General features: G+C 70.0%; 20 protein-coding genes. 8 read left to right on the forward strand and 12 right to left on the reverse strand.

What is annotated here, in order from left to right:
* Nucleotides 1-174: 174 nt before the first annotated feature.
* The gene (locus CFN17_RS11535; protein ID WP_208747848.1) at nucleotides 175-1,443 is read right to left on the reverse strand and encodes a mechanosensitive ion channel family protein; all 1,269 of its coding nucleotides are present in this window, start codon (nucleotides 1,441-1,443) and stop codon (nucleotides 175-177) included.
* 211 nt (nucleotides 1,444-1,654) lie between these two features.
* Between CFN17_RS11535 and CFN17_RS11540 the strand changes: the two genes are divergently transcribed.
* Together CFN17_RS11540 and CFN17_RS11545 are read left to right on the forward strand one after the other, a co-directional pair.
* Nucleotides 1,655-2,410, forward strand: coding sequence for a hypothetical protein (locus CFN17_RS11540; protein ID WP_208747849.1), 756 nt, complete (start codon nucleotides 1,655-1,657; stop codon nucleotides 2,408-2,410).
* 10 nt (nucleotides 2,411-2,420) lie between these two features.
* Nucleotides 2,421-3,353: a hypothetical protein gene (locus CFN17_RS11545; RefSeq protein WP_261792166.1), complete on the forward strand. Its 933-nt coding sequence runs from the start codon at nucleotides 2,421-2,423 to the stop codon at nucleotides 3,351-3,353.
* 35 nt (nucleotides 3,354-3,388) lie between these two features.
* On the opposite strand, the gene CFN17_RS11550 is transcribed toward CFN17_RS11545, so the two are convergent.
* A complete protein-coding gene (locus tag CFN17_RS11550; protein WP_208747850.1) occupies nucleotides 3,389-3,646 on the reverse strand; it encodes a DUF1508 domain-containing protein in 258 nt (85 codons plus the stop codon).
* Between the two features lie 249 nt (nucleotides 3,647-3,895).
* Between CFN17_RS11550 and CFN17_RS11555 the strand changes: the two genes are divergently transcribed.
* The 5 genes from CFN17_RS11555 to CFN17_RS11575 all read left to right on the forward strand — a co-directional run bounded on the left by CFN17_RS11555 (nucleotide 3,896) and on the right by CFN17_RS11575 (nucleotide 8,258).
* Nucleotides 3,896-4,213: an acylphosphatase gene (locus CFN17_RS11555; protein ID WP_208747851.1), complete on the forward strand. Its 318-nt coding sequence runs from the start codon at nucleotides 3,896-3,898 to the stop codon at nucleotides 4,211-4,213.
* Between the two features lie 87 nt (nucleotides 4,214-4,300).
* Complete coding sequence (locus CFN17_RS11560) at nucleotides 4,301-4,636, forward strand: cupin domain-containing protein (RefSeq protein ID WP_208747852.1); 336 nt, start codon at nucleotides 4,301-4,303, stop codon at nucleotides 4,634-4,636.
* Nucleotides 4,637-4,699: 63 nt separating this feature from the next.
* Nucleotides 4,700-6,067, forward strand: coding sequence for a diacylglycerol kinase family protein (locus CFN17_RS11565; protein WP_208747853.1), 1,368 nt, complete (start codon nucleotides 4,700-4,702; stop codon nucleotides 6,065-6,067).
* Between the two features lie 4 nt (nucleotides 6,068-6,071).
* The gene (locus CFN17_RS11570; protein ID WP_208747854.1) at nucleotides 6,072-6,710 is read left to right on the forward strand and encodes a trans-aconitate 2-methyltransferase; all 639 of its coding nucleotides are present in this window, start codon (nucleotides 6,072-6,074) and stop codon (nucleotides 6,708-6,710) included.
* Between the two features lie 183 nt (nucleotides 6,711-6,893).
* On the forward strand, nucleotides 6,894-8,258 hold the full coding sequence (locus tag CFN17_RS11575) for an MFS transporter (RefSeq protein WP_208747855.1): 1,365 nt from the start codon (nucleotides 6,894-6,896) through the stop codon (nucleotides 8,256-8,258).
* Nucleotides 8,259-8,323: 65 nt separating this feature from the next.
* Here CFN17_RS11575 and CFN17_RS11580 read toward each other — a convergent pair whose 3' ends face one another.
* Entirely contained in the window at nucleotides 8,324-9,202 is an 879-nt protein-coding gene (locus tag CFN17_RS11580; protein ID WP_261792167.1) for an SAM-dependent methyltransferase, read from the reverse strand.
* A 314-nt stretch (nucleotides 9,203-9,516) separates the two neighbouring features.
* Here CFN17_RS11580 and CFN17_RS11585 point away from each other — a divergent pair, with 314 nt between their 5' ends.
* Nucleotides 9,517-9,927, forward strand: coding sequence for an ester cyclase (locus CFN17_RS11585; RefSeq protein WP_208747857.1), 411 nt, complete (start codon nucleotides 9,517-9,519; stop codon nucleotides 9,925-9,927).
* A gap of 11 nt (nucleotides 9,928-9,938) precedes the next feature.
* Here the strand turns inward: CFN17_RS11585 and CFN17_RS11590 are convergent, their stop codons facing one another.
* The 9 genes from CFN17_RS11590 to CFN17_RS11630 form a co-directional block, all read right to left on the reverse strand.
* A complete protein-coding gene (locus tag CFN17_RS11590) occupies nucleotides 9,939-10,679 on the reverse strand; it encodes a YoaK family protein (RefSeq protein ID WP_208747858.1) in 741 nt (246 codons plus the stop codon).
* A 44-nt stretch (nucleotides 10,680-10,723) separates the two neighbouring features.
* Nucleotides 10,724-11,317: a histidine phosphatase family protein gene (locus tag CFN17_RS11595; RefSeq protein ID WP_208747859.1), complete on the reverse strand. Its 594-nt coding sequence runs from the start codon at nucleotides 11,315-11,317 to the stop codon at nucleotides 10,724-10,726.
* Between the two features lie 192 nt (nucleotides 11,318-11,509).
* A complete protein-coding gene (locus tag CFN17_RS11600) occupies nucleotides 11,510-12,295 on the reverse strand; it encodes a DeoR/GlpR family DNA-binding transcription regulator (RefSeq protein ID WP_208747860.1) in 786 nt (261 codons plus the stop codon).
* A 73-nt stretch (nucleotides 12,296-12,368) separates the two neighbouring features.
* Nucleotides 12,369-13,049, reverse strand: coding sequence for an SDR family NAD(P)-dependent oxidoreductase (locus CFN17_RS11605; RefSeq protein WP_208747861.1), 681 nt, complete (start codon nucleotides 13,047-13,049; stop codon nucleotides 12,369-12,371).
* Nucleotides 13,046-14,326: an exo-alpha-sialidase gene (locus CFN17_RS11610; RefSeq protein WP_208747862.1), complete on the reverse strand. Its 1,281-nt coding sequence runs from the start codon at nucleotides 14,324-14,326 to the stop codon at nucleotides 13,046-13,048. The genes CFN17_RS11605 and CFN17_RS11610 overlap by 4 nt, the downstream gene beginning before the upstream one ends.
* A 3-nt stretch (nucleotides 14,327-14,329) precedes the next feature.
* Nucleotides 14,330-15,106 carry an HpcH/HpaI aldolase/citrate lyase family protein gene (locus tag CFN17_RS11615; RefSeq protein ID WP_208747863.1) on the reverse strand — a complete coding sequence of 259 codons (777 nt, stop codon included), beginning with the start codon at nucleotides 15,104-15,106 and terminating at the stop codon, nucleotides 14,330-14,332.
* A gap of 35 nt (nucleotides 15,107-15,141) precedes the next feature.
* Nucleotides 15,142-16,131, reverse strand: coding sequence for an aldo/keto reductase (locus tag CFN17_RS11620; protein WP_208747864.1), 990 nt, complete (start codon nucleotides 16,129-16,131; stop codon nucleotides 15,142-15,144).
* A gap of 61 nt (nucleotides 16,132-16,192) precedes the next feature.
* Entirely contained in the window at nucleotides 16,193-17,023 is an 831-nt protein-coding gene (locus CFN17_RS11625) for an ATP-binding cassette domain-containing protein (RefSeq protein WP_208747865.1), read from the reverse strand.
* A complete protein-coding gene (locus tag CFN17_RS11630) occupies nucleotides 17,016-17,897 on the reverse strand; it encodes an ABC transporter ATP-binding protein (protein WP_208747866.1) in 882 nt (293 codons plus the stop codon). Before CFN17_RS11630 ends, CFN17_RS11625 begins: the two co-directional genes overlap by 8 nt.
* Between the last annotated feature and the right edge of the window lies 1 nt (nucleotide 17,898).

Below are 17,898 nucleotides of genomic sequence, written 5' to 3' on the forward strand. Positions count from 1 at the left end.
GATCGGGTCCGGGGGGCGGAGGAATGGTCATGCCGGGCTTCCTTCCTTGGCTGGCGCTCCGAAATGTGCCGGTGCGGGTGTCGCGATGATTATCGGCCACTTCGGGGAGGCTGGGAAGACCTTGCCGGTGCCGCGTGCAGCCGGTGGGGTCGGACGGCTGCAGGGAGGACCGGGCTAGTTCTGCGAGGCGATGGCGTTGTCGCGGTCTTCGAAGACTTCCTCGCCGGGACCGGAGAAGGCCTTGGAACGCTGGATCGCCTCGATGGATCCGGTGAACAGCTGGGAGTCGTGCGGGTCCGGGTGCCGGTGGTGCGCCGCCGCGGCGGGCTCCTTGCCCGGGCGCGGAGTCCCGGGACGCTGGGATCCGGGCCCGGCGTCGGACGTGGCGGTCCCGGCAATTGCACCGGACGCACCCGCCAGCGATTCGAGGCGCACGTGCGGCAGCGCCGTCGGGTGGTCCTGCTGCAGGAACAGCACGAGTTCCTCGCGGATCAGGCAGCGCAGGTCGAACAGCGAGGCGCTGTCCGCGGCGCTGACCAGGATGCGCACCCGGACAAAGCCGGCGGTGGCGTCGGTGATCTGCAGGATCCCCACCCGCTTGTCCCACAGCGGGGTGTCCGCGAGGACCTTCTTCAGCTCCGCGCGCATCGCCTCCACCGGGGCCCGCCAGTCGAGGTCGAACTCCACGGTGCCCATGACCTCGGACTGCCGCCGGGTCCAGTTCTCGAACGGGGTGGTGGTGAAGTAGGTCGAGGGCAGGATCAGCCGCCGGTCGTCCCAGATGTGGACTACCACGTAGGTCAGGGTGATCTCCTCGATCCGGCCCCATTCCTTTTGGACCACCACCACGTCGTCCACCCGGATCGCGTCCGTGAAGGCGAGCTGGATGCCGGCGAAGACGTTGACCAGCGAGGTCTGCGCGGCGAGGCCGGCCACAATCGAGATCAGGCCCGCGGAAGCCAGCAGACCGGCGCCCAGGGCCTGGATCGCGGGGAAGGTCAGCATCATGCTGCCCAAGGCCACCACCACAACCAGGGCGACGCCGATCCGCCGGGCCAGGATCACCTGGGTCCGCAGCCGCCGGGCGCGCCGGTTGTCCGCGACGTCCACTCGGTACCGGGTCAGGACCATCGCCTCGACGATCAGCAGCACGGCGATCGCCAGCCAGGCCAGGCAGGCAATCAGCCCAATGAGCAGCAGGTGGTCCAGGGCGTGGCGCCATGGGAGGTCCTCGCCGGTGGTGGCCAGGGCGATCCGCACGGCGATCAGGCACATCGACAGGCGCAGGGGCAACCGGGCCACGCGGGAGGTCTCGCGCAGCTCGGGCTTACCGCGGTTGAGTCGCAGCACAATCTTGCGCACCAGCCAGGACAGGACGAGTCCGGCCGCCACGGCGAGGGCCATCGCCAGGAAAGGCGTTGCTTGGGTCAGGAACTCTTGCATCACTTAAGCTCTAGCAAGCTTCGACGGCCAATTGAAATCGGCGGGATGTCAACGTGGGGCCGGTCACGGCCGAATCTGCCCCGGCGGCCGCGGCCGGGACACCGCCGACCCCGGCGCCCCGGGGGCGCCGGGGTCGGGACTTTCGACTCTGGTATCTGCTCCCGGGCGTCTGAGAATAATCGGACCAGTTGAATCCCGGGGGGAGGGTGACATGCGTCGACGCGGGGCAATCGGCACGGCAGTAACCGCCGCGTTCGCGGTTGCGGCACTCGTTGGCGCCTGCGGCGCCCCGGCCGGCCCGAGCTCCGCATCGCCCACCATGCCCTCCGTGCCGCCGCTGACGTCCGCGCCCGCCACCGGCGGAACAGGCGACGCCGTACCGACCGAACCGTCCACGGCGCCCGGCACGCCGGCCCCCACGGCGGCGAAGTGGCAGGCGTTCAAGACCCCGGACGGGAAGCTGCAGTTCGAGTATCCGGCCGAGTGGACCGTCAAGGACCGGGGCGCCGAGGCCGCTGCCGGCGCGGTGTTCCTGGAGGTCCTGAACCCGCACGGCAAGTCACTGGCCACCCTGCGGACCAACGTGCCCACCACCTCCGAATGCTCGCCCCGGATCCCGTACTCGGTGCTCGACCTCGTTCCGGTTCCCGCCCTGGCCCAGCAGGGGGCCACACCCCACTTCATCTTCGAACTGCGGCTCTACCCGGCGGAGAAAGACCCGATGAAGGCCAACATCATGGCCTACGGGCTCAGCTCGGCGCCCAAACCGTCCGGTCCCGACGCCTGCCCGATCCACCAGTTCTTCACCTGGCCGCCGGGCGGGGCGTCGTTCGGGGGCGTCTACAACCCCTTCGACACCACCCCGGGCAACGAACCCAACATCGACACCCCGGAGGCCTACCTGGACACCGCCGAATACCAGAACATCCGGAAGATGATCACCTCGCTGCGCCCGGCGGGGCAGTAGGGCCCGGCGCGTGGCACGGCACACGAAACAGACAGCAACGGTTCCGGCCCCCATCCGGGGCCGCACACGCTACGGACCGGCGCTCGCCGCCCTGCTGCTCACCGCCCTGGTGCTTGCCGGGTGCGGTTCGACGCCGGGTCCACCGGCGCCGGGCGGACCGGCAACGGCGACAGCGCCGACGTCGGGCACGGCGCCCGCCGGAAGGCCGCCGGGAACGGGACCGGAGACGGGCACCGGTACAACGCCGCCCGGGACATCTCCGGGACCGGGAGCTTCGCCGGGGACCGAGTCCGGTACGGCGTCGGGGACCGCAGCGCCGGGAGAGTCGACGACGCCGGCCGGGGCGCCGTCGTCGTCAAGCTGGAAGACGTTCACGACGTCGGACGGGACGCTGAGCTTCGACTATCCGGAAACATGGACGGTCAAGGATCCGGCGGGGCAGGCGCCGCTGGGCGGCGAGTTCGTGGACGTCCTGAACGCGGCCGGGAAGCAGATGGCCGCGCTGCGCACCAACGTGGTCACGGGCGCCGAGTGCGGCGACCGGCAGCCCTACCTGCTGATCGATTCGGCGCCGATGCAGGCCCTCGCGGAACCAGGGGCCGCGGACCGGACCGGGCCGCGCTACGTCTTTGAGGGCCGCGGCGACCCGGAGGCGGCGGACGCGACGCCGCCCACCATCGCGGCCTACGGCATCACCATGATGCCGGAGGAGACCGGGACGACGTCGTGCCCGCTGTTCCAGCTCTTCCTGTGGCCGCCCAGCGGTGCGCTCTTCGGCCAGGTCTACAACCCGGCGGCCAACACGACGCCGGGGGACCCCGGGCTGCCGTACCTGGAGAAGGCGAAACTCTACGCCACCACGCCGGAATACCAGGACGTCCGGAAGATGATCACGTCGCTGCGGCCCGCCGGCCCGGCGGCGTCGTCGGAACCGGCGGATTAACCGGCGCATTAACTGCGGGAACGGCCCTCAGCGCATCACACGGCGGGCAGGTGCCGGCGCCGGGGTGCTGTCGACCCCTGGCCGCGGCCGGAGCGCTGCCCGGTCCACGGGTTGCTGCGGACCTCACGGATCAGGCCGGTGCCGGCGCATTCGCGGACCGCCATGATGGCGTTCGCCGCCTCGCGCTTGTCCTCGAAGGCCCCGGAAGTCGCGAGCACGGTCCCGTCCGCGGCGAGCAGCCGGAACCGGACGTTGGACTCCGCGTCCGTGAAGATCTCGAATTGTCCAGCCATCATCTTGTCCTTTCGTGCAGCTGTTGCTGCCGGGGAGGGTAAGAGCACTTCCTTGTGCTGTTGCCGGGTTTCGACAATCTGCACCGCAGGGCTAACAAGTGTGCCGCGGCAGCAGGTTGCCCGAAAAGAGGCAAAGGTCCCTTCGTGTCTGGGGGGTGAGACTAAACCCGTGGACTGAACCTGTCAGACCAACCTGAAAGACCGCCGGGAGACGCCTGAGACCAGCCCTGCCGGGGCTACATTGGGAGCATGACGGACAAACACCCCGAACGGTTTTCCGCGGACACCGGTGAGGCCGTTCGGTTGAGCGCGCGGGTGACCGGTGTGGTCCAGGCGGTCGGGTTCCGGTACTGGACGGTCCGGAAGGCCGACGAGCTCGGGCTGACCGGGACCGTGCGGAACAACGACGACGGCTCGGTGGGCATCGTGGCGGAAGGTCCGCAGGCTGTGGTGCTGGAGTTGCGGCGCTGGCTGCGCTCGCCGGACGCGCCGGGCCGGGTGGACGACGTCCAGGAGTCGGTCTCGGCGGCGACCGGGGCGTTCACCGAGTTCCGGGTGACTTACTAGGGGAGCAGCCCGGGGCCGCGGTGCGGGCCCCGCTACTCGGGGCAAAGGACCCTCGGCAGGGAACCTGTTTCTGAGTAGGGTGACCCCATGCAGAAGATATCGCTCGATGCCCTTGCCCGGCAGCAGATCGCGGCTGCCGTGGCGGCGCCCAGCGGACGTGCGGCGGATACGGCGTTTGGCGGCCACGAGAAGATTCTCCGCCAGACCGTGATGGCGTTCCGGGCGGGGACCAAGCTGAGCGAGCACCAGAACCCCGGTGAAGCGACCGTCTTTGTACTCCGTGGCTCTGTCCGGCTGCGTGCGGGCGAGGAGTCCTGGGAGGGCAAATCCGGGGACCTGCTGATTGTTCCGGACGGGCTGCACAGCCTGGAGGCGGACGAGGACTCGGCGATCCTGATGACCGTCGCGAAAACCAAGACCTGACGGCGCAGCCGCAGGCGGGAGACCGGACCGGGGCAGGGGCCGGATAACCGCAAGGAGCAGCACATGACTGTCATCCCGTTCGACGACGTCCCACAGACCCGGCGCTGGTGGGCGAGAGCCGCGTATCTCGCGATCATCCTCGCGGCGGTCGTCCCCCTTGCGGGTGCAGGCCTTCTGGGCACCATTGCCTCGCTCCTGACCGGAGCCGGCGGCATCGTGGTGACCGTGGCAGCGATCTACTGGTTCCTTGTCAGCCGCGGCGTTCTGCGCTGGTGTGCGCTGGCGCTCGCGGCGCTCGCCCCGTTGGTTGTCATATTCCTGTTCATTCAGGCCGGCCTGCTGTTGGAGGTCATCGTCTCCCTGGCCTTGGTGTCCGTTGCGTTTGCGTGTGCCCGCGCCGCCCTCCGGGAGAGCCGGGGTGACGCGGCCATGGCCGAGTACCCGGCCCCGACGTGGCAGCATCCGTTCCTGATCATGAATCCGCGCTCCGGCGGCGGCAAGGTGGTGAAATTCGACCTGCAGCGGAAGGCGGAAGAGCTCGGCGCCGAGGTGGCGTTGCTGGAGGGGCCCGGACAGGTGGATGTGGATGCGATCGCCCGGCAGGCGGTGGAGCGCGGGGCCGACCTCCTCGGCGTCGCCGGCGGGGACGGCACCCAGGCGCTCGTGGCAGGGATTGCGGCCGAGCACAACCTGCCGTTCCTGGTGATCAGTGCCGGGACCCGCAACCACTTCGCCCTGGACCTCGGACTGGACCGGGAGGACCCGACCGGCTGCCTGGAGGCCCTCCGCGACGGCGTGGAGCTGCACGTGGACCTCGGCAGGATCAACGGGCGCACGTTCGTCAACAATGCGTCCTTCGGGGTGTATGCCGAGGTGGTGCAGAGCCCCGAGTACCGCGACGACAAGGCCGGGACCGTGCTGCAGATGCTCCCGGACCTCATAAAGGGAGCCAAGGGCGCGCGGCTGCACGCCGAGATGGACGGAACCACCGTGGACGGGCCGCAGGCCGTGCTGGTGAGCAACGGCCCCTACGGCAGCAACGACCTCGCCGGCCTCGGCCGCCGGACCCGGCTGGACCGCGGCGTGCTCGGCGCCGTGGCGATCTCCGCCGCCACCACCCGCGAGGCCGTGGGACTGCTGCGCCGCGCCACCAAGCGCGGCCTGATCCAGCGCACCGCGGCCGAAGTAACGGTGAGCGCGGAGGTGCCCGAGATCCCCGTGGGCGTGGACGGCGAGGCCCTGCTGATGGCCACTCCGGTGCGGTGCACGATCGAACCCGCCGCGCTGCGCGTGCTGGTTCCGCGGCGCCGGCCGGGCGTCCTGCCGCCGCAGCCGGCGCTGGACCTGGTCCGGCTCCGCGAGCTGGCGTGGGGGCACCCGTCGTTCCCCGTCCCGGCATCGCCGCCCATGCCGCCGCGTCCTGGCGGGTGATGGCATGGCCGGTTCTGCGGGCGGCTCCGCCGGCATCCCTGCAGACAGCCCTGCGGACAGCAAGGTCTGGACGGAGTACAACGCCGCCCAAGCGACACGTGGTGTGCGCCCGCTCTGCCGCGCGGCCATGGCCTTCGCCGGTCCGGGGAACGGCCGCCGTGCCATCGACCTTGGGTGCGGGGCTGGCAAAGAAACCCTGGCGCTGCTCGACGCCGGCTGGCGGGTTCTCGCCGTCGACTCACTGCCCGACACCCGGGAGCGGCTGCTCGGCATTGTGCCCGCGGCGCTCGCCGGACAGTTGGAAATTGAACTCAGCCCCTTTGAGCGGCTCCCCCCGCTCCCGGAAGCGGGGCTCATCCTGGCCAGCTATTCGCTGCCGTTCATCCATCCGGAGAACTTCGCCCGCGTCTGGCGGGTGCTGCTCGCGGCGCTGGCCCCATCGGGTGTCCTCGCAGTGAACCTCTTTGGTGAGCGGGACTCCTGGGCCGTCATTCCCGACTGGAACTTCCATACCGAAGCCCAGGCCAAGGCCATGTTCCAGGGACTTGAGATCCTTGAGTTCGGGGTCTACGACGCCGACGGCCAATCCTTCCGCGGCCCCAAGCACTGGCACATTTTCGACGTCATCGCCCGGAAACCGTGACGCGCCCGCTGAGTCGGTGTCACGCCACGCAGGCTTTCCCCGCCCGGCGGTGAGGTGTTCCGCGGGTTTCCGGGGAAGCCGGGCTGAGGGAGCGCCGAAAGACTGCCCTGCGTGACGCGGGAGCCCGTCCCGGCAGGTGACACCCGGTTCGATTCGCCCGGCGCCGTAGGACAGACTGTTGCCGTGAGCAACTCTCCCCGGACGGGCATCGCCGTCGCCGGTCTCAGCCTCGGCACGGCCCTGAACCCGCTGAACTCCTCGATGATCGCCGTGGCCCTGGTGGTGCTGCGCGCGGATTTCGGGCTCGACGTCGCCACGGTCACCTGGGTGATCACGGCGTTCTACCTCACCTCGGCGGCCGGGCAGCCGCTCATGGGCCGGCTGGCGGACCGCTTCGGCCCCCGCCGGCTGTTCATGCTTGGCATGGCCGTGGTCGCGGTGACGTGCGCGCTGGCTCCCTTCGCGCCGAACTTCGCCCTGCTCTGCGTGGCCCGTGCCTTCATGGCCCTTGGCACGGCGACCGCCTACCCGAGCGCCGTCGTCATGGTCGCGGCGCTGGCGCGGCAGGCGAACGTGAAGTCCACCCGGCCGCTGGGCCGGATCCAGATGGCGAACACGTCGGCGGCCGCGGTCGGTCCCGTGGTGGGCGGCCTGCTGGTGAGCCTGGTGGGGTGGCAGGCGCTGTTCCTGGTCAACGTCCCGCTCTCGCTCGCGGCCATCCTGCTGGTCCGGCAGTACGCCCCGGCCGACGAAGGGCGCGAACACGGCCGGGTCTCCGAGCTGCTGCGCGATTCGGACGTTCCCGGGATCCTGGCATTCCTTGGCGCCATGGTGCTGGTCATGATGGGGCTCCTCAACGTGGCGCCCGACTACCGCTGGTGGCTGCTCGGCGCCGGGTTCCTGCTGGCGGTGATGTTCGTCGGGCGCGAACTGCGCTTCAGCCCGCCGTTCCTGGACCTGCGGCTGCTGGGCCGCAACCGGCCGCTGCTGCTGGTCTACCTCGGCTTCGTGGTGTTCAGCGGCGTCTATTACTTCGCGTTCTTCGGCCTGCCGCAGCTGCTGCAGGAAGCCGGCGGCTACGATCCCGGCGTCGTGGGCCTGATGATGCTGCCGCTGGCGGCGATGTCGGTGCTGGTGACCCCGTTCGCGGTCCGCGCGATCGACCGCTTCGGCGTGAAGCGAGTGCTGGTGGCCGGCGTCGTGCTGCTCAACGTGGCGGCCGCGGCGATGTGGCTGCTGACGGCGTCGTTCGCCATCCCGCTCGTCATTGCGCTGACCGCCCTGATGGGCGTGCCTTACGGGGTGGTGGGCATTGCATCCAGCCAGGGCATGTACCTCTCCACCCGGCTCCGGGAACGCGGCGTGGCGGCCGGGATCTATCAGACGTGCCGGTACCTCGGCGCGATTACGGCCACCGTGCTGATCGGCATCTTCTACGGCACCGGCGTCACCCAGGCGAACTGGGGGCGGATGGTGTTCGTCATGCTGGGGCTCGGTGCCGTGGTGTTCGTGGTGTCGCTGCTGTGGCGGGAACGGGAACAGGTTTAGGGAAGGTACGACGGCGGCAGCCGGCGCGGGCGCTCAGGTCGCGGGCGCGCGCGGCGCGGGACTCACTACAACCAGGCCTGCACAAAGCCGCCGCGCTGCTCGTCCGGAGAACCGGCGGTGCCGGAGGGCCCAGCGCCGGGGTCTCCGGCGTCGGGGTTCAGGGAGATGCGGCGGCCGTACCGCGAGCACAGCTCCTGGACCGTGTGCCGGGTGCAGCGCCAGCCGGCCTCCTCCAGGACCCGGGCCGGATCCGGCGGGTCGGTCCGTGCTAGGAGTTCGGTCATCGGCAGCCCGGTCCGGTCGCTGAACTCGCGCAGCTGGGCCTCGAAATCGTCCGTGCGGGGCAGGGCGACGGCGCGTTCGATCACGGCCCGCGACCCCGGCGCCGACAACGCCACGACCTCCGTCAGGGTCTGGAGCTGGGCGTCGGAGTCGAGATAGGGCAGCAGACCCTCGATGACCCAGGTGGTGGCCTGGTCCGGGTCGAAGCCGGCGGCACGGAGCGGCCCGCCCCACGGCAGGGAGAGGTCGGCCGGCACGGACACGAGCTCGCACCCCGGCTCCGCCGCGAGCCCGGCCATCACCCCGGCCTTGAACCCCAGAACGCCGCCGAGGTCCAGTTCCAGCAGACGGGCGCCGTCCTGCCAGGGGAGCCGGTAGGCGCGGGTGTCCAGCCCGGCGCCGAGGATCACGGTCTGGCCGGTCGGGTCGCCGGATGAGAGGATGTCGTCAATGAAGCGGGTCCGCATGCCGATGTAGGTCGAGGCCAGCAGGAGCGGGTGCTGCAGCGGGGGAGCATCCTGCGGTTCCGCCGGCCACGCGACCGGCAGATCAAGCGAGGACTGTGCACCGTCCACCAGGGCCGCGGCGAAAGGATCGGCCATCAGCCTGTCCGGGCGGGTCGTCTCCACCGCCCGTCCGGCCGCGACCGCCACGGCCGTCATGGGTAGCCCCTGGCATTCCAGACCTGTCACTGCCGGACCTCCTCGCTCGTGTGGTGCCATCCTTGCACAGCGGCTAAAACAGCCGGGCCCTGGCCGGTTCGTGTTCGCCGAGAGCGGCCCTAGTTGGCCGTGCCGGGAGTGTCTTGACAGCCCCGAAGGCCCGGAATACGGTCGGCCTTAACGGGCACCTCCGCCCGTATCCGCATAGTTCCAGCGCATCACTCACGCGCCTTTTACGGGCGCTTCTGCCGCGCACCCATGGACAGTGTCCGGCGGAAAATCACACCGGTCTCTTGCACCCTAAGGAGTCCACCATGTCCACGAGTTTGATCAACCGTTTTTACGCAGAAGTCCTCTCCGGCGGTAACGTCGCGCTTGTCGACGAAATGGTCACGGACGACTTCCTCGACCACGAGCTCGCCCTTCCGGGCCAGCCGCCGGGCAAGGACGGCGCCAAGTTCTTCGCGAACACCATCCGCTCCGCCTTCCCGGACATCGCGGTCAAGGCGGCCGAGCCCGTCGTGTCCGACGGTACTTTCGAAGCCCTCCATGTGGTCCTGACCGGCACGCACCAGGGCGAACTGATGGGAATCGCGCCCACCGGCAAGACTGTCGAGTTCGACGCGACGGACATCATCCGGATCCAGGACGGCAAAATCGCCGAGCACTGGGGAACCACGGACACCATGACCCTCATGCAGCAGATCGGGGCTGTTCCGGAGTAAGGGGCCGTACCCTAAGCGCGGCCCACCGCTTCTTCCTCGACGGTCCCGGCGGGCAGGGGAGCACCCTCCTGCCCACGGGGCCGCGCGGCGCCACCGGTCAGGGCCACGCCCAGGGTGAGCAGTGCGGTGAGCAGCACGCCGAAGCCCGGATGCACGTGCAGGAGCGCCGCACCTGCGGTGGCGCCGGCCAGGATGAGCACGACGGCGCCCAGCCGGCGGCCCGCGTGCGCGCCGTTGCCGCCGCCGAACCGGGAATCGGCGGCCAGCCCGGTCAGCGTCGAGGTGACCACCACGGTGGTGACGTCCTTGACGCTGAGGTGCCGGGCCGTGGCTGCCTGGATGCCCATCGCGACCGCCAGCGCGCCCGTAATGCCCAGGGTAACGGGGTCACCGGCGTGCGGGGCGTGGAAGAACAGGACGACGGCGACTCCCGCCATCGCGGTGCCGACGGCGGTCAGCAGGGCGGTGGTCCGCCGGCTCCAGCCTGCCGCTTCGGGCCGGAAGGCCCGGCCGGCGATCACAGCGCCGAGCATGAAACAGGCCAGCGCAATCGACGGGCCGACCACCGGCAGGTTGTCGGCGCCGATCAGGGCCATGCCCAGGATGACGACGTTGCCGGTCATGTTGCCGGTGAAGACCCGGTCCAGGCCCAGGTAGCCGACGGCGTCGATGACCCCGGTGGAGAACGTCAGCACGAGCATGAGGATCAGATGCAAACGGGCCGGCTCGGTGGACTTCAATTTTTGCAGCATCGGTTCACTCTTCCCGGTTCGTGGCCAGCCGTTGAAGGGGGCGGTCAGGCGATGACGTCCGCGGTCAGCCGCTCGCCGTTGAAGAATTCAAGGTTCCAGCCGTCCGCGGGGTGGTGGTGTGCCAGGTTGAGCACGGCGTTCTCGATGCCCGGCAGGGTGCGGCCGGCAACGCGGCTCAGGCTCACCCGGAGCAGCGAGCCGTGCGCGACAACCAGGACGCGGCCGCCGCGGTATTCCTCGGCCAGAGCCTCCAGTGCGGCCACCCCGCGCCCGGCTGCGGCGTCGTCGCTTTCGGCGCCCCGGAACCCGCCGGGAATGCGCAGGGCGTCGAGCTCCGGGCCGTCCTGCAGGCCCTCCGCCGGGCCGTAATAACGTTCCGTCAGCTCCGGGACGCGCCGGGCCACGTTGAGCCCGAGCCCCGCGGCGATCAGGTCAGCGGTTTCCGCGGCACGGCTCAGCGGCGAGGACACGATCGCGTCCCATTCGTACCCCGACAGTACGGCCACGGCGTCCCGCGCCTGGGCCCGTCCGACGTCGTTCAGCGGAATATCAGTGGATCCCTGCAGCCGGCGCTGCGCATTCCAGTCGGTCTGGCCGTGGCGGATGAGCGCGAAAGTTGTAAGGGTCATGGCTTCCATTCTGCCCTGAGAGAGGCTGGGCCCGGAAAGACGGTCCCATGAGGGCAACTACGGCCTCGTTGTTGCGCTGAACCACGACCGACCAGGGCCACAGAACCGCCTTCACAGCAACGCGGAGTCACTTCCAGCCCATCCGGAGGGCATTTATGGGCGCTAAGTGACCCCGCGTTGGCGCCGTATGGCAGCCGTGCGTCAGGCGGCCTGCGCCGGGGACACCTCGACCACCTTGACCGTTACGCCGGACTGCCGGAAGAGTTCAACCTGTTCCGGGTCCGCGCGGTTGTCCGTGACGAGGATCCAGGGTGCGGGCAGCCGGACCCAGGCGTGGAAGGGGCGCTTGCCGAGTTTGGTGGAATCGGCGAGCACGTAGACGGTGTTGCCGCGGCGGGCCATGAGTTCCTTGAGCCGGGTCTGCGCCTGGTCGGCCTCGCACAGGCCCGCGTCCACCGTCACGGCGTCCGCGCCGAGGAACACCCGGTCGAAGCTCATCCGCTCCAGCGCCGCCTCGGCAATCGGACCCACGAAGGTCTGGCTGAGCCCGCGGAGCCGGCCGCCCAGGCAGTCCACCTGGATGCCCGGCGAGTCGGCGAGCTCCTGCAGCGTGTTGATGCCCGGGGTGGTGACAGACAGGTTGTCCCGGTCCCGGAGGGCATGCGCCATAGCCCCGACGGTGGAGCCGCCGTCGAGCAGGATGTTCTCGCCGTCCTTCACCTCGGACGCCGCCCACGCGGCGATGGCGTGCTTCTGTTCGAAGGCCTCCCCGGTGCGCTGCCGCAGGGACGGCTCGGGGTGGGCGCCCAGGGCGACGGCGCCGCCGTAGGTGCGGGCGAGCTTCCCCTGTTCGTTCAGCACGGCCAGGTCCCGGCGGATCGTCGAGGCGGTGACGGCGAAATGCCGCGACAGCTCCTCCACGGAGGCCAGGCCCGTGGTCACCGCGAGGTGGTAAATCTCTTCGCGCCGTGCTTTGGCGGTCGTCATCGTTGGCCCTCTTTCACCGGATGCACCCCTCGGTACATCGCTCTCATGCTATTTGGCGCCGCCGCACATCGTTTCACAGCGACGCGCCGCCGCAGATCACGTAGTTCTGCCCCGTGATGGACTTCCCGTGGCTGCCCAGCAGGAAGCCGGCGAGCGCGGCCACGTCCTCCGGGTCCACCAACTGCCCCAGGGCGGGCATGATCGGCGGTGTGGCGGACCGGCCCGGATCCGCCAGCATCGGCGTGTCCGTGGGGCCTGGGGAGAGCACGTTGACAGTGATGCCGCGGGGTGCCAGTTCCTGCGCCCAGGTCCGGCCCATGCCGAGCAGGGCCGCCTTGGTGGCCGCGTACTGGCTCTTGCCGGGGGCGCCGGTGGAGGTGCGGCTGCCCAGCAGGAGTACGCGGCCGCCGTCGGGCATGTTCGGCACCAGGGCGTTGGCCAGGGTGCTCGCGGCCGCCACATGGACGGTGAACATCCCGGCCAGCGCCGCCGGATCCAGTTCGCCCAGGAGGGCGGTCCGCTGGAAGCCGGCGGCGTGGACCAAGGCGTTCGCCGGGGCTAGGTCCTCGACAACCTCGGCCAGGGACGCCGGGTCCGCGAGGTCCGCGGGCCGCCACTGGAAGCCCGGGCCGAGTTCGGGTTTGCTCCGGCTGAGCCCGGTCACCTGCCAGCCGTCGGCCAGCAGCCGGGCGGCAATGGCCTTGCCGATCCCGGAGCTGCAGCCGGTGACGACGGCGTGCGGCGTGCTGCTCACTGGAGGTCGCCGCCCGGCGTGCTGGTTCCCCCATACGCCCACTGCGGATCCACCCGCACGTACTTGATGGCCTGCCGGAAGTAGGTGTAGGCGATGTTGAGGGCGCCGTCCGGGCCCTGATGGATGGACGGGTAGGAGTATTCGCGGTTCAGCCCGTCGCGGGAGTTGTTGGACAGGCAGTAGCCGTCGCCGACGTCGAGGTTCCGGCGGATGGGCCAGCTGCGGCCGGAGTCCTCGGAGATCGCCAGCGTCATGGGGGACCGCGGGGTGCCCCAGAAGGCCTTCCGCTCGCCCTCAGAACCGCCGCCCGGAACCGAACCATCGGTGACCACGGGTTCGGTGATCCGGCCCTGTTCGTCGGCGAGGCCGTCGTCGTCGATCTCGTCGTAGAGCGAGAGCCGCCGCTCGGTGGAGGCCTCGGCCCGGCTGTGGTTGTAGACCAGGGCCAGCCGGCCGTCCGCGAGGGCGGTGAACTGGATGGAGGAGTTGTTGTTCGGCAGTTCGGTGGCGACCGGTTCGCTCCAGGTGGTGCCGCCGTCGGTGGACCGGGATTCGTAGATCGAGTCGGCCCAGCGGCTGCGGAACAGGGCCAGCAGGGACCCGTCGGCCACGGGCTGGATGTTCATGTGGACGCAGCCCAAGCTCCCCGGGAGGACATGCTCAGTCCAGGTGGCGCCGGCGTCGTCGGAAATCATGACGGCGCTGTCGTCGCTGTTGCCCACCCACTTCTCGCCGGGCGTGGTGATGCAGCGGAAGATCGGGATGATCAGCCGGCCGGACGGCAGCACCACGGGCAGCTGCCGCACGAATACGCCGCCGGTCTCGTTGGCCGCGAACAGGGTCTCCACCGGACCCCAGGTCCGTCCGCTGTCCGTGGAGATCCGACGGCGGACCTCGGCGGTGTCCTGGTTGCCCGCCTTCTGCGCGGTGTACAGGAGCCACAGCCGGTTGTCCGGGGCGGCGAACAGGATGGGGTTCTGCTCGGAGCGGGTGGGGTCGTCGGAGAGCTGTTCGGCTTCCGACCACTGGCGGCTGCCGGGCTCCAGGGTGGAGAACCAGATCGAGATGTCCGGCACGCCTTCCTGGGTGCCGCCGAACCAGACGCAGCCGAGCCGGCCGTCGGGCAGCGTCAGCAGGTTCGCGGCGTGGCTCTGCACGGTGGGCGCCGGCAGGTACGCGTACTGGCTGCCGCCGGCGTCCCTGACCTCGCCGTCGGGCGTGATGGTGGAGTAGGCAGATGCGGGCGCGTCGGTTGAAGTCGCGTCAGTTGAAAACACAGGTCAGTCCTTTGCGGTTGCGGCGGCCAGGTGCGCCTTGGCGGCCAGCTCCAGGTGGGTGAGGTCGGAGGCGACCGTGGCGAAGGTGTAGCCCTGGCGCAGCCGGAGCGCGGCCGCCTCCCCGGCCGGGGTGTGGATGCCGGCGGCCACCCCGGCGGAAGCGGCGGCCTCCGCGATGGTCTCCAGCGCGGCGTTGAACTCGGCGTCGACGGCGGGGTCACCGGGGTAGGCGCCGCCCACGGCGATGCACAGGTCCGAGGGGCCCACGTAGATGCCGTCCAGCCCGGGGGTTGCGCAGATTTCCTTGACGTTGGCCAGCCCCTCCGGGGTCTCGATCATCGCGAAGACCAGGGTGGCGGCGTTGGCTTCGGCGGGGACCGGGCCGATCCGCAGGGCCGAGCGCATGGGCCCGTAGGAGCGCCCGCCCAGCGGCGGGTACTTGGCCGCGGCGACGGCCGCGGCGGCGTCCGCCGCGGTGTTGACGAGCGGGACGATCACGCCGACGGCGCCGGCGTCGAGCGCTTTGCCGATCGCGGTGAAGTCGTTGGCCTCCACCCGCACCATGCCGACGGCGGTGTGCCCGGCGTCGATCGCCATGAGCCCGTTCAGCACGCCCGAGTAGCCCAGCAGCCCGTGCTGTGCGTCCAGCGCGACGTAGTCGTAGCCGAGCCGGCCGATGCGCTCGGTGGCGACCGGTGCGTCCAGGACGGCCCAGTAGCCGATCGCGCGCTCGCGGGCGCGGATCCTGCGGGCGAATTCGGTAGCGAGTTCAGATGTCATGTCTTCTGCCTTCAGGTCTCGGAAATCAGCGGGAGTCAGCGGTTGTAGGCGGGCATGGGGCCGCGCAGTCCGGCCCCGACGGCGTCGCACGCTTCCGTGACGTCGGACGGCAGCGGGCCCTTGGCCACGGCGGTGATGTTGGCCTGCAGCTGCTCCACCTTGGATCCGCCGAGCAGCATGGAGCCGACGCCGTTGCGGTACGCGAGCCAGCGCAGGGACAGCTCGGCGAGGCTGATCCCGGCGTCGTCCGCGATGCCGGCCAGGGCGTTCACGGCGTCGAACAGCTGCTTGTCCCAGTACCGCTGGGTGTACATGGCGGCGAGCTTGGAGTCGCCGAACCGGCCTTCGGAGGGCTTCGCGTCGAAGCTGTGCTTGCCGGTGAGCAGGCCGCCGCCGAGCGGGTTGTAGACCATGGTGTGGACGTCGTGGGTGGCGGCGAATTCGAGGTATTCCTCCTCCACCCGGCGGGCCACGAGGTTGTAGAGCTGCTGGGCGACCACCGGGCGGGGCGCGCCGACTTCACGGGCCGTGTGGATGACGTCGGCGATCTGCCAAGCCGCGAAGTTGGACACGCCCAGGGCGCCGATTTTGCCTTCGGCGGCGAGCTCGGCCACGGTGCCCAGTGTTTCCTGCAGCGGGGTGGCCCGGTCCGGCTGGTGGAGGTAGAAGAGGTCGATGCTGTCCGTTCCGAGCCGGCGGAGGCTGCCTTCCACGCTGTTGCGCAGGCCTTCTTTGGACAGCGGGGCGTGCTGGCCGTGGTCCGGATGCGGCATGCCCGCCTTGGAGGCGAGGACGACGTCGGCCCGGCGGTCCTTCAGGAGGCGGGACAGCATCTCCTCGGTGGCCCCGCCGACGTAGGCGTTGGCGGTGTCGATCGTGGTGATGCCGGCGGCCAGCGCCTCGTCCACCATGCGTCCCGCGGTGGCCTCGTCGGCGGTGTCGCCGAACGTCATGGTGCCCAGGACGAGCCTGGAGATCGGAAGCTTCAGGCCCTCCACGGGGGTGCCTTCGGGCTGGTTGCTCATGGGGTGGTTCCTCGGGGTGTCGGTGAAAAGTCGGGTCGGCTTGTGAGGTGGGCTGGCGGGCTCAGGCGCTGTTCTTCAATGCCAAGGATGAGACCACGTGCCGCGGCTTGAGTCCGGTCATGGTGGACGGGTCCAGGGCGGCGCGGCGGAGCTTGCGGGTGTAGTCCTCGGCCGGCGAGGTCAGCACCTGCGCCGTCGTGCCGTGCTCCACCAGCTTGCCGCGCTGCATGACCATCACGGTATCGCTGATTTCCTGCACCACGCCGAGGTTGTGGGAAATGAAGACGTAGGTGATGCCGGTTTCGTCCTGGATGGATTTCAGCAGCCGGAGCACCTGGGCCTGGACGGAGACGTCGAGTGCGCTGGTGGCCTCGTCGCAGACCAGCAGTTCGGGCCTGGACGCCAGCGCCCGGGCGATGCCGATGCGCTGCCGCTGGCCGCCGGAGAACTCGGCCGGGTGCTTGTCCAGGGACGCGGCCGGCAGGCCCACCTGGTCGATCAGGCTGGCCGCCGCCTTGTGCCGTTCGGCCCGGGACCGGACGCCCTGGAGCTTCAGCGGCTCGGCCACGATTTCCTGTGCCGTGAGGTGCGGATCCAAGGAACCGTAGGGGTCCTGGAAGACCATCTGAAATTTGGAGCGCAGGGGCCGGAGTTTGGCCTCGCTCAGCGGCGCCAGGTCCGTGCCGTCCAGCACGATCCGGCCGCTGGTCGGCGTGACCAGGCGCATGAGCGCCTTGGCGATGGTCGACTTCCCGCAGCCGGATTCCCCGACGACGGCGATCGTCTTGCCCTTGTCCACGGAGAAGGAGACGTCGTCCACGGCCCGGAAGGTTCCCTTCGAGACGTGGTAGTCCACCACGAGGTTTTCGACGGACAGGAACGGCTTAGTCATGGCTGGCTCCAGTGGTGGTCAGGGCGGTGGCGGCCGGGGTTTCGTCCCAGGCGCCCAGGACGGGGACGGCGGCGAGCAGCTTGCGGGTGTACTCGGTGGACGGGTTGTCCACGATCTGCTGGACCTCGCCGGACTCCACGAAGGAGCCGTCCTTCATGACGTGGATCCGGTCCGAGATGAGCCGGGCCACTCCGAGGTCGTGGGTGATCATCAGGATGCCGATGCCGCGCTGTTCCTGCAGCTCGAGCAGCAGGTCCAGGATGCCGGCCTGCACGGTGACGTCCAGGGCGGAGGTGGGCTCGTCGGCCACCAGCAGCTGCGGTTCGCTGGCCAGGGCGATGGCGATCAGGACCCGCTGGAGCATGCCGCCGGAGAGCTGGTGCGGGTATTTCTTCAGCTGCGCATCCGGGGTGGGGATGTGGACCTGCTCCAGCAGCCGAATGGCGCGGGCGCGAACGGCGCCCGGCTCCTTGGAAGCGGCGCCGGCAATCCTGATGGCCTCGGAGAGCTGGTTGCCGATCGAGTGCACCGGGCTCAGCGCCGTCATGGGGTCCTGCGGGATCAGGGCGAGCGTCCGGCCGCGGACCTTGTCGATCGCCTTGGCGTCGGCGATCACGTCCACGCCGTCGATCCGGACCGATCCCGAGAGGACCGCGAGGTCCTCCGGCAGGAGCCTCAGGAGGCCCATCGCCGTCGTCGATTTCCCGGAACCGGATTCACCGATGATGGTGACGGTCTCGCCGCGGTGGATGGAGAAACTGACCTGGTCCACGGCGCGGACGATGCCGGCGTCGGTGATCAGTTCCACCTGGAAATCGCGGACCTCCAGCAGCGGCTGTGCTGTGAACTCGGCCTTGTCAGTGTGTGCGGTCATC

This window comes from Arthrobacter sp. PM3, assembly GCF_003352915.1.
Taxonomy (GTDB): Bacteria; Actinomycetota; Actinomycetes; order Actinomycetales; family Micrococcaceae; genus Arthrobacter.

What these genes read in the sequence shown, in the direction of transcription:
- CFN17_RS11615 (WP_208747863.1), bottom strand. Translation starts at nt 15,106, where the DNA reads ATGACATCTGAACTCGCTACCGAATTCGCCCGCAGGATCCGCGCCCGC.
- CFN17_RS11570 (WP_208747854.1), top strand. Translation starts at nt 6,072, where the DNA reads ATGGCCGGTTCTGCGGGCGGCTCCGCCGGCATCCCTGCAGACAGCCCT.
- CFN17_RS11585 (WP_208747857.1), top strand. Translation starts at nt 9,517, where the DNA reads ATGTCCACGAGTTTGATCAACCGTTTTTACGCAGAAGTCCTCTCCGGC.
- CFN17_RS11535 (WP_208747848.1), bottom strand. Translation starts at nt 1,443, where the DNA reads ATGCAAGAGTTCCTGACCCAAGCAACGCCTTTCCTGGCGATGGCCCTC.
- CFN17_RS11620 (WP_208747864.1), bottom strand. Translation starts at nt 16,131, where the DNA reads ATGAGCAACCAGCCCGAAGGCACCCCCGTGGAGGGCCTGAAGCTTCCG.
- CFN17_RS11565 (WP_208747853.1), top strand. Translation starts at nt 4,700, where the DNA reads ATGACTGTCATCCCGTTCGACGACGTCCCACAGACCCGGCGCTGGTGG.
- CFN17_RS11595 (WP_208747859.1), bottom strand. Translation starts at nt 11,317, where the DNA reads ATGGAAGCCATGACCCTTACAACTTTCGCGCTCATCCGCCACGGCCAG.
- CFN17_RS11580 (WP_261792167.1), bottom strand. Translation starts at nt 9,202, where the DNA reads ATGACGGCCGTGGCGGTCGCGGCCGGACGGGCGGTGGAGACGACCCGC.
- CFN17_RS11550 (WP_208747850.1), bottom strand. Translation starts at nt 3,646, where the DNA reads ATGGCTGGACAATTCGAGATCTTCACGGACGCGGAGTCCAACGTCCGG.
- CFN17_RS11560 (WP_208747852.1), top strand. Translation starts at nt 4,301, where the DNA reads ATGCAGAAGATATCGCTCGATGCCCTTGCCCGGCAGCAGATCGCGGCT.
- CFN17_RS11590 (WP_208747858.1), bottom strand. Translation starts at nt 10,679, where the DNA reads ATGCTGCAAAAATTGAAGTCCACCGAGCCGGCCCGTTTGCATCTGATC.
- CFN17_RS11600 (WP_208747860.1), bottom strand. Translation starts at nt 12,295, where the DNA reads ATGACGACCGCCAAAGCACGGCGCGAAGAGATTTACCACCTCGCGGTG.
- CFN17_RS11625 (WP_208747865.1), bottom strand. Translation starts at nt 17,023, where the DNA reads ATGACTAAGCCGTTCCTGTCCGTCGAAAACCTCGTGGTGGACTACCAC.
- CFN17_RS11555 (WP_208747851.1), top strand. Translation starts at nt 3,896, where the DNA reads ATGACGGACAAACACCCCGAACGGTTTTCCGCGGACACCGGTGAGGCC.
- CFN17_RS11540 (WP_208747849.1), top strand. Translation starts at nt 1,655, where the DNA reads ATGCGTCGACGCGGGGCAATCGGCACGGCAGTAACCGCCGCGTTCGCG.
- CFN17_RS11630 (WP_208747866.1), bottom strand. Translation starts at nt 17,897, where the DNA reads ATGACCGCACACACTGACAAGGCCGAGTTCACAGCACAGCCGCTGCTG.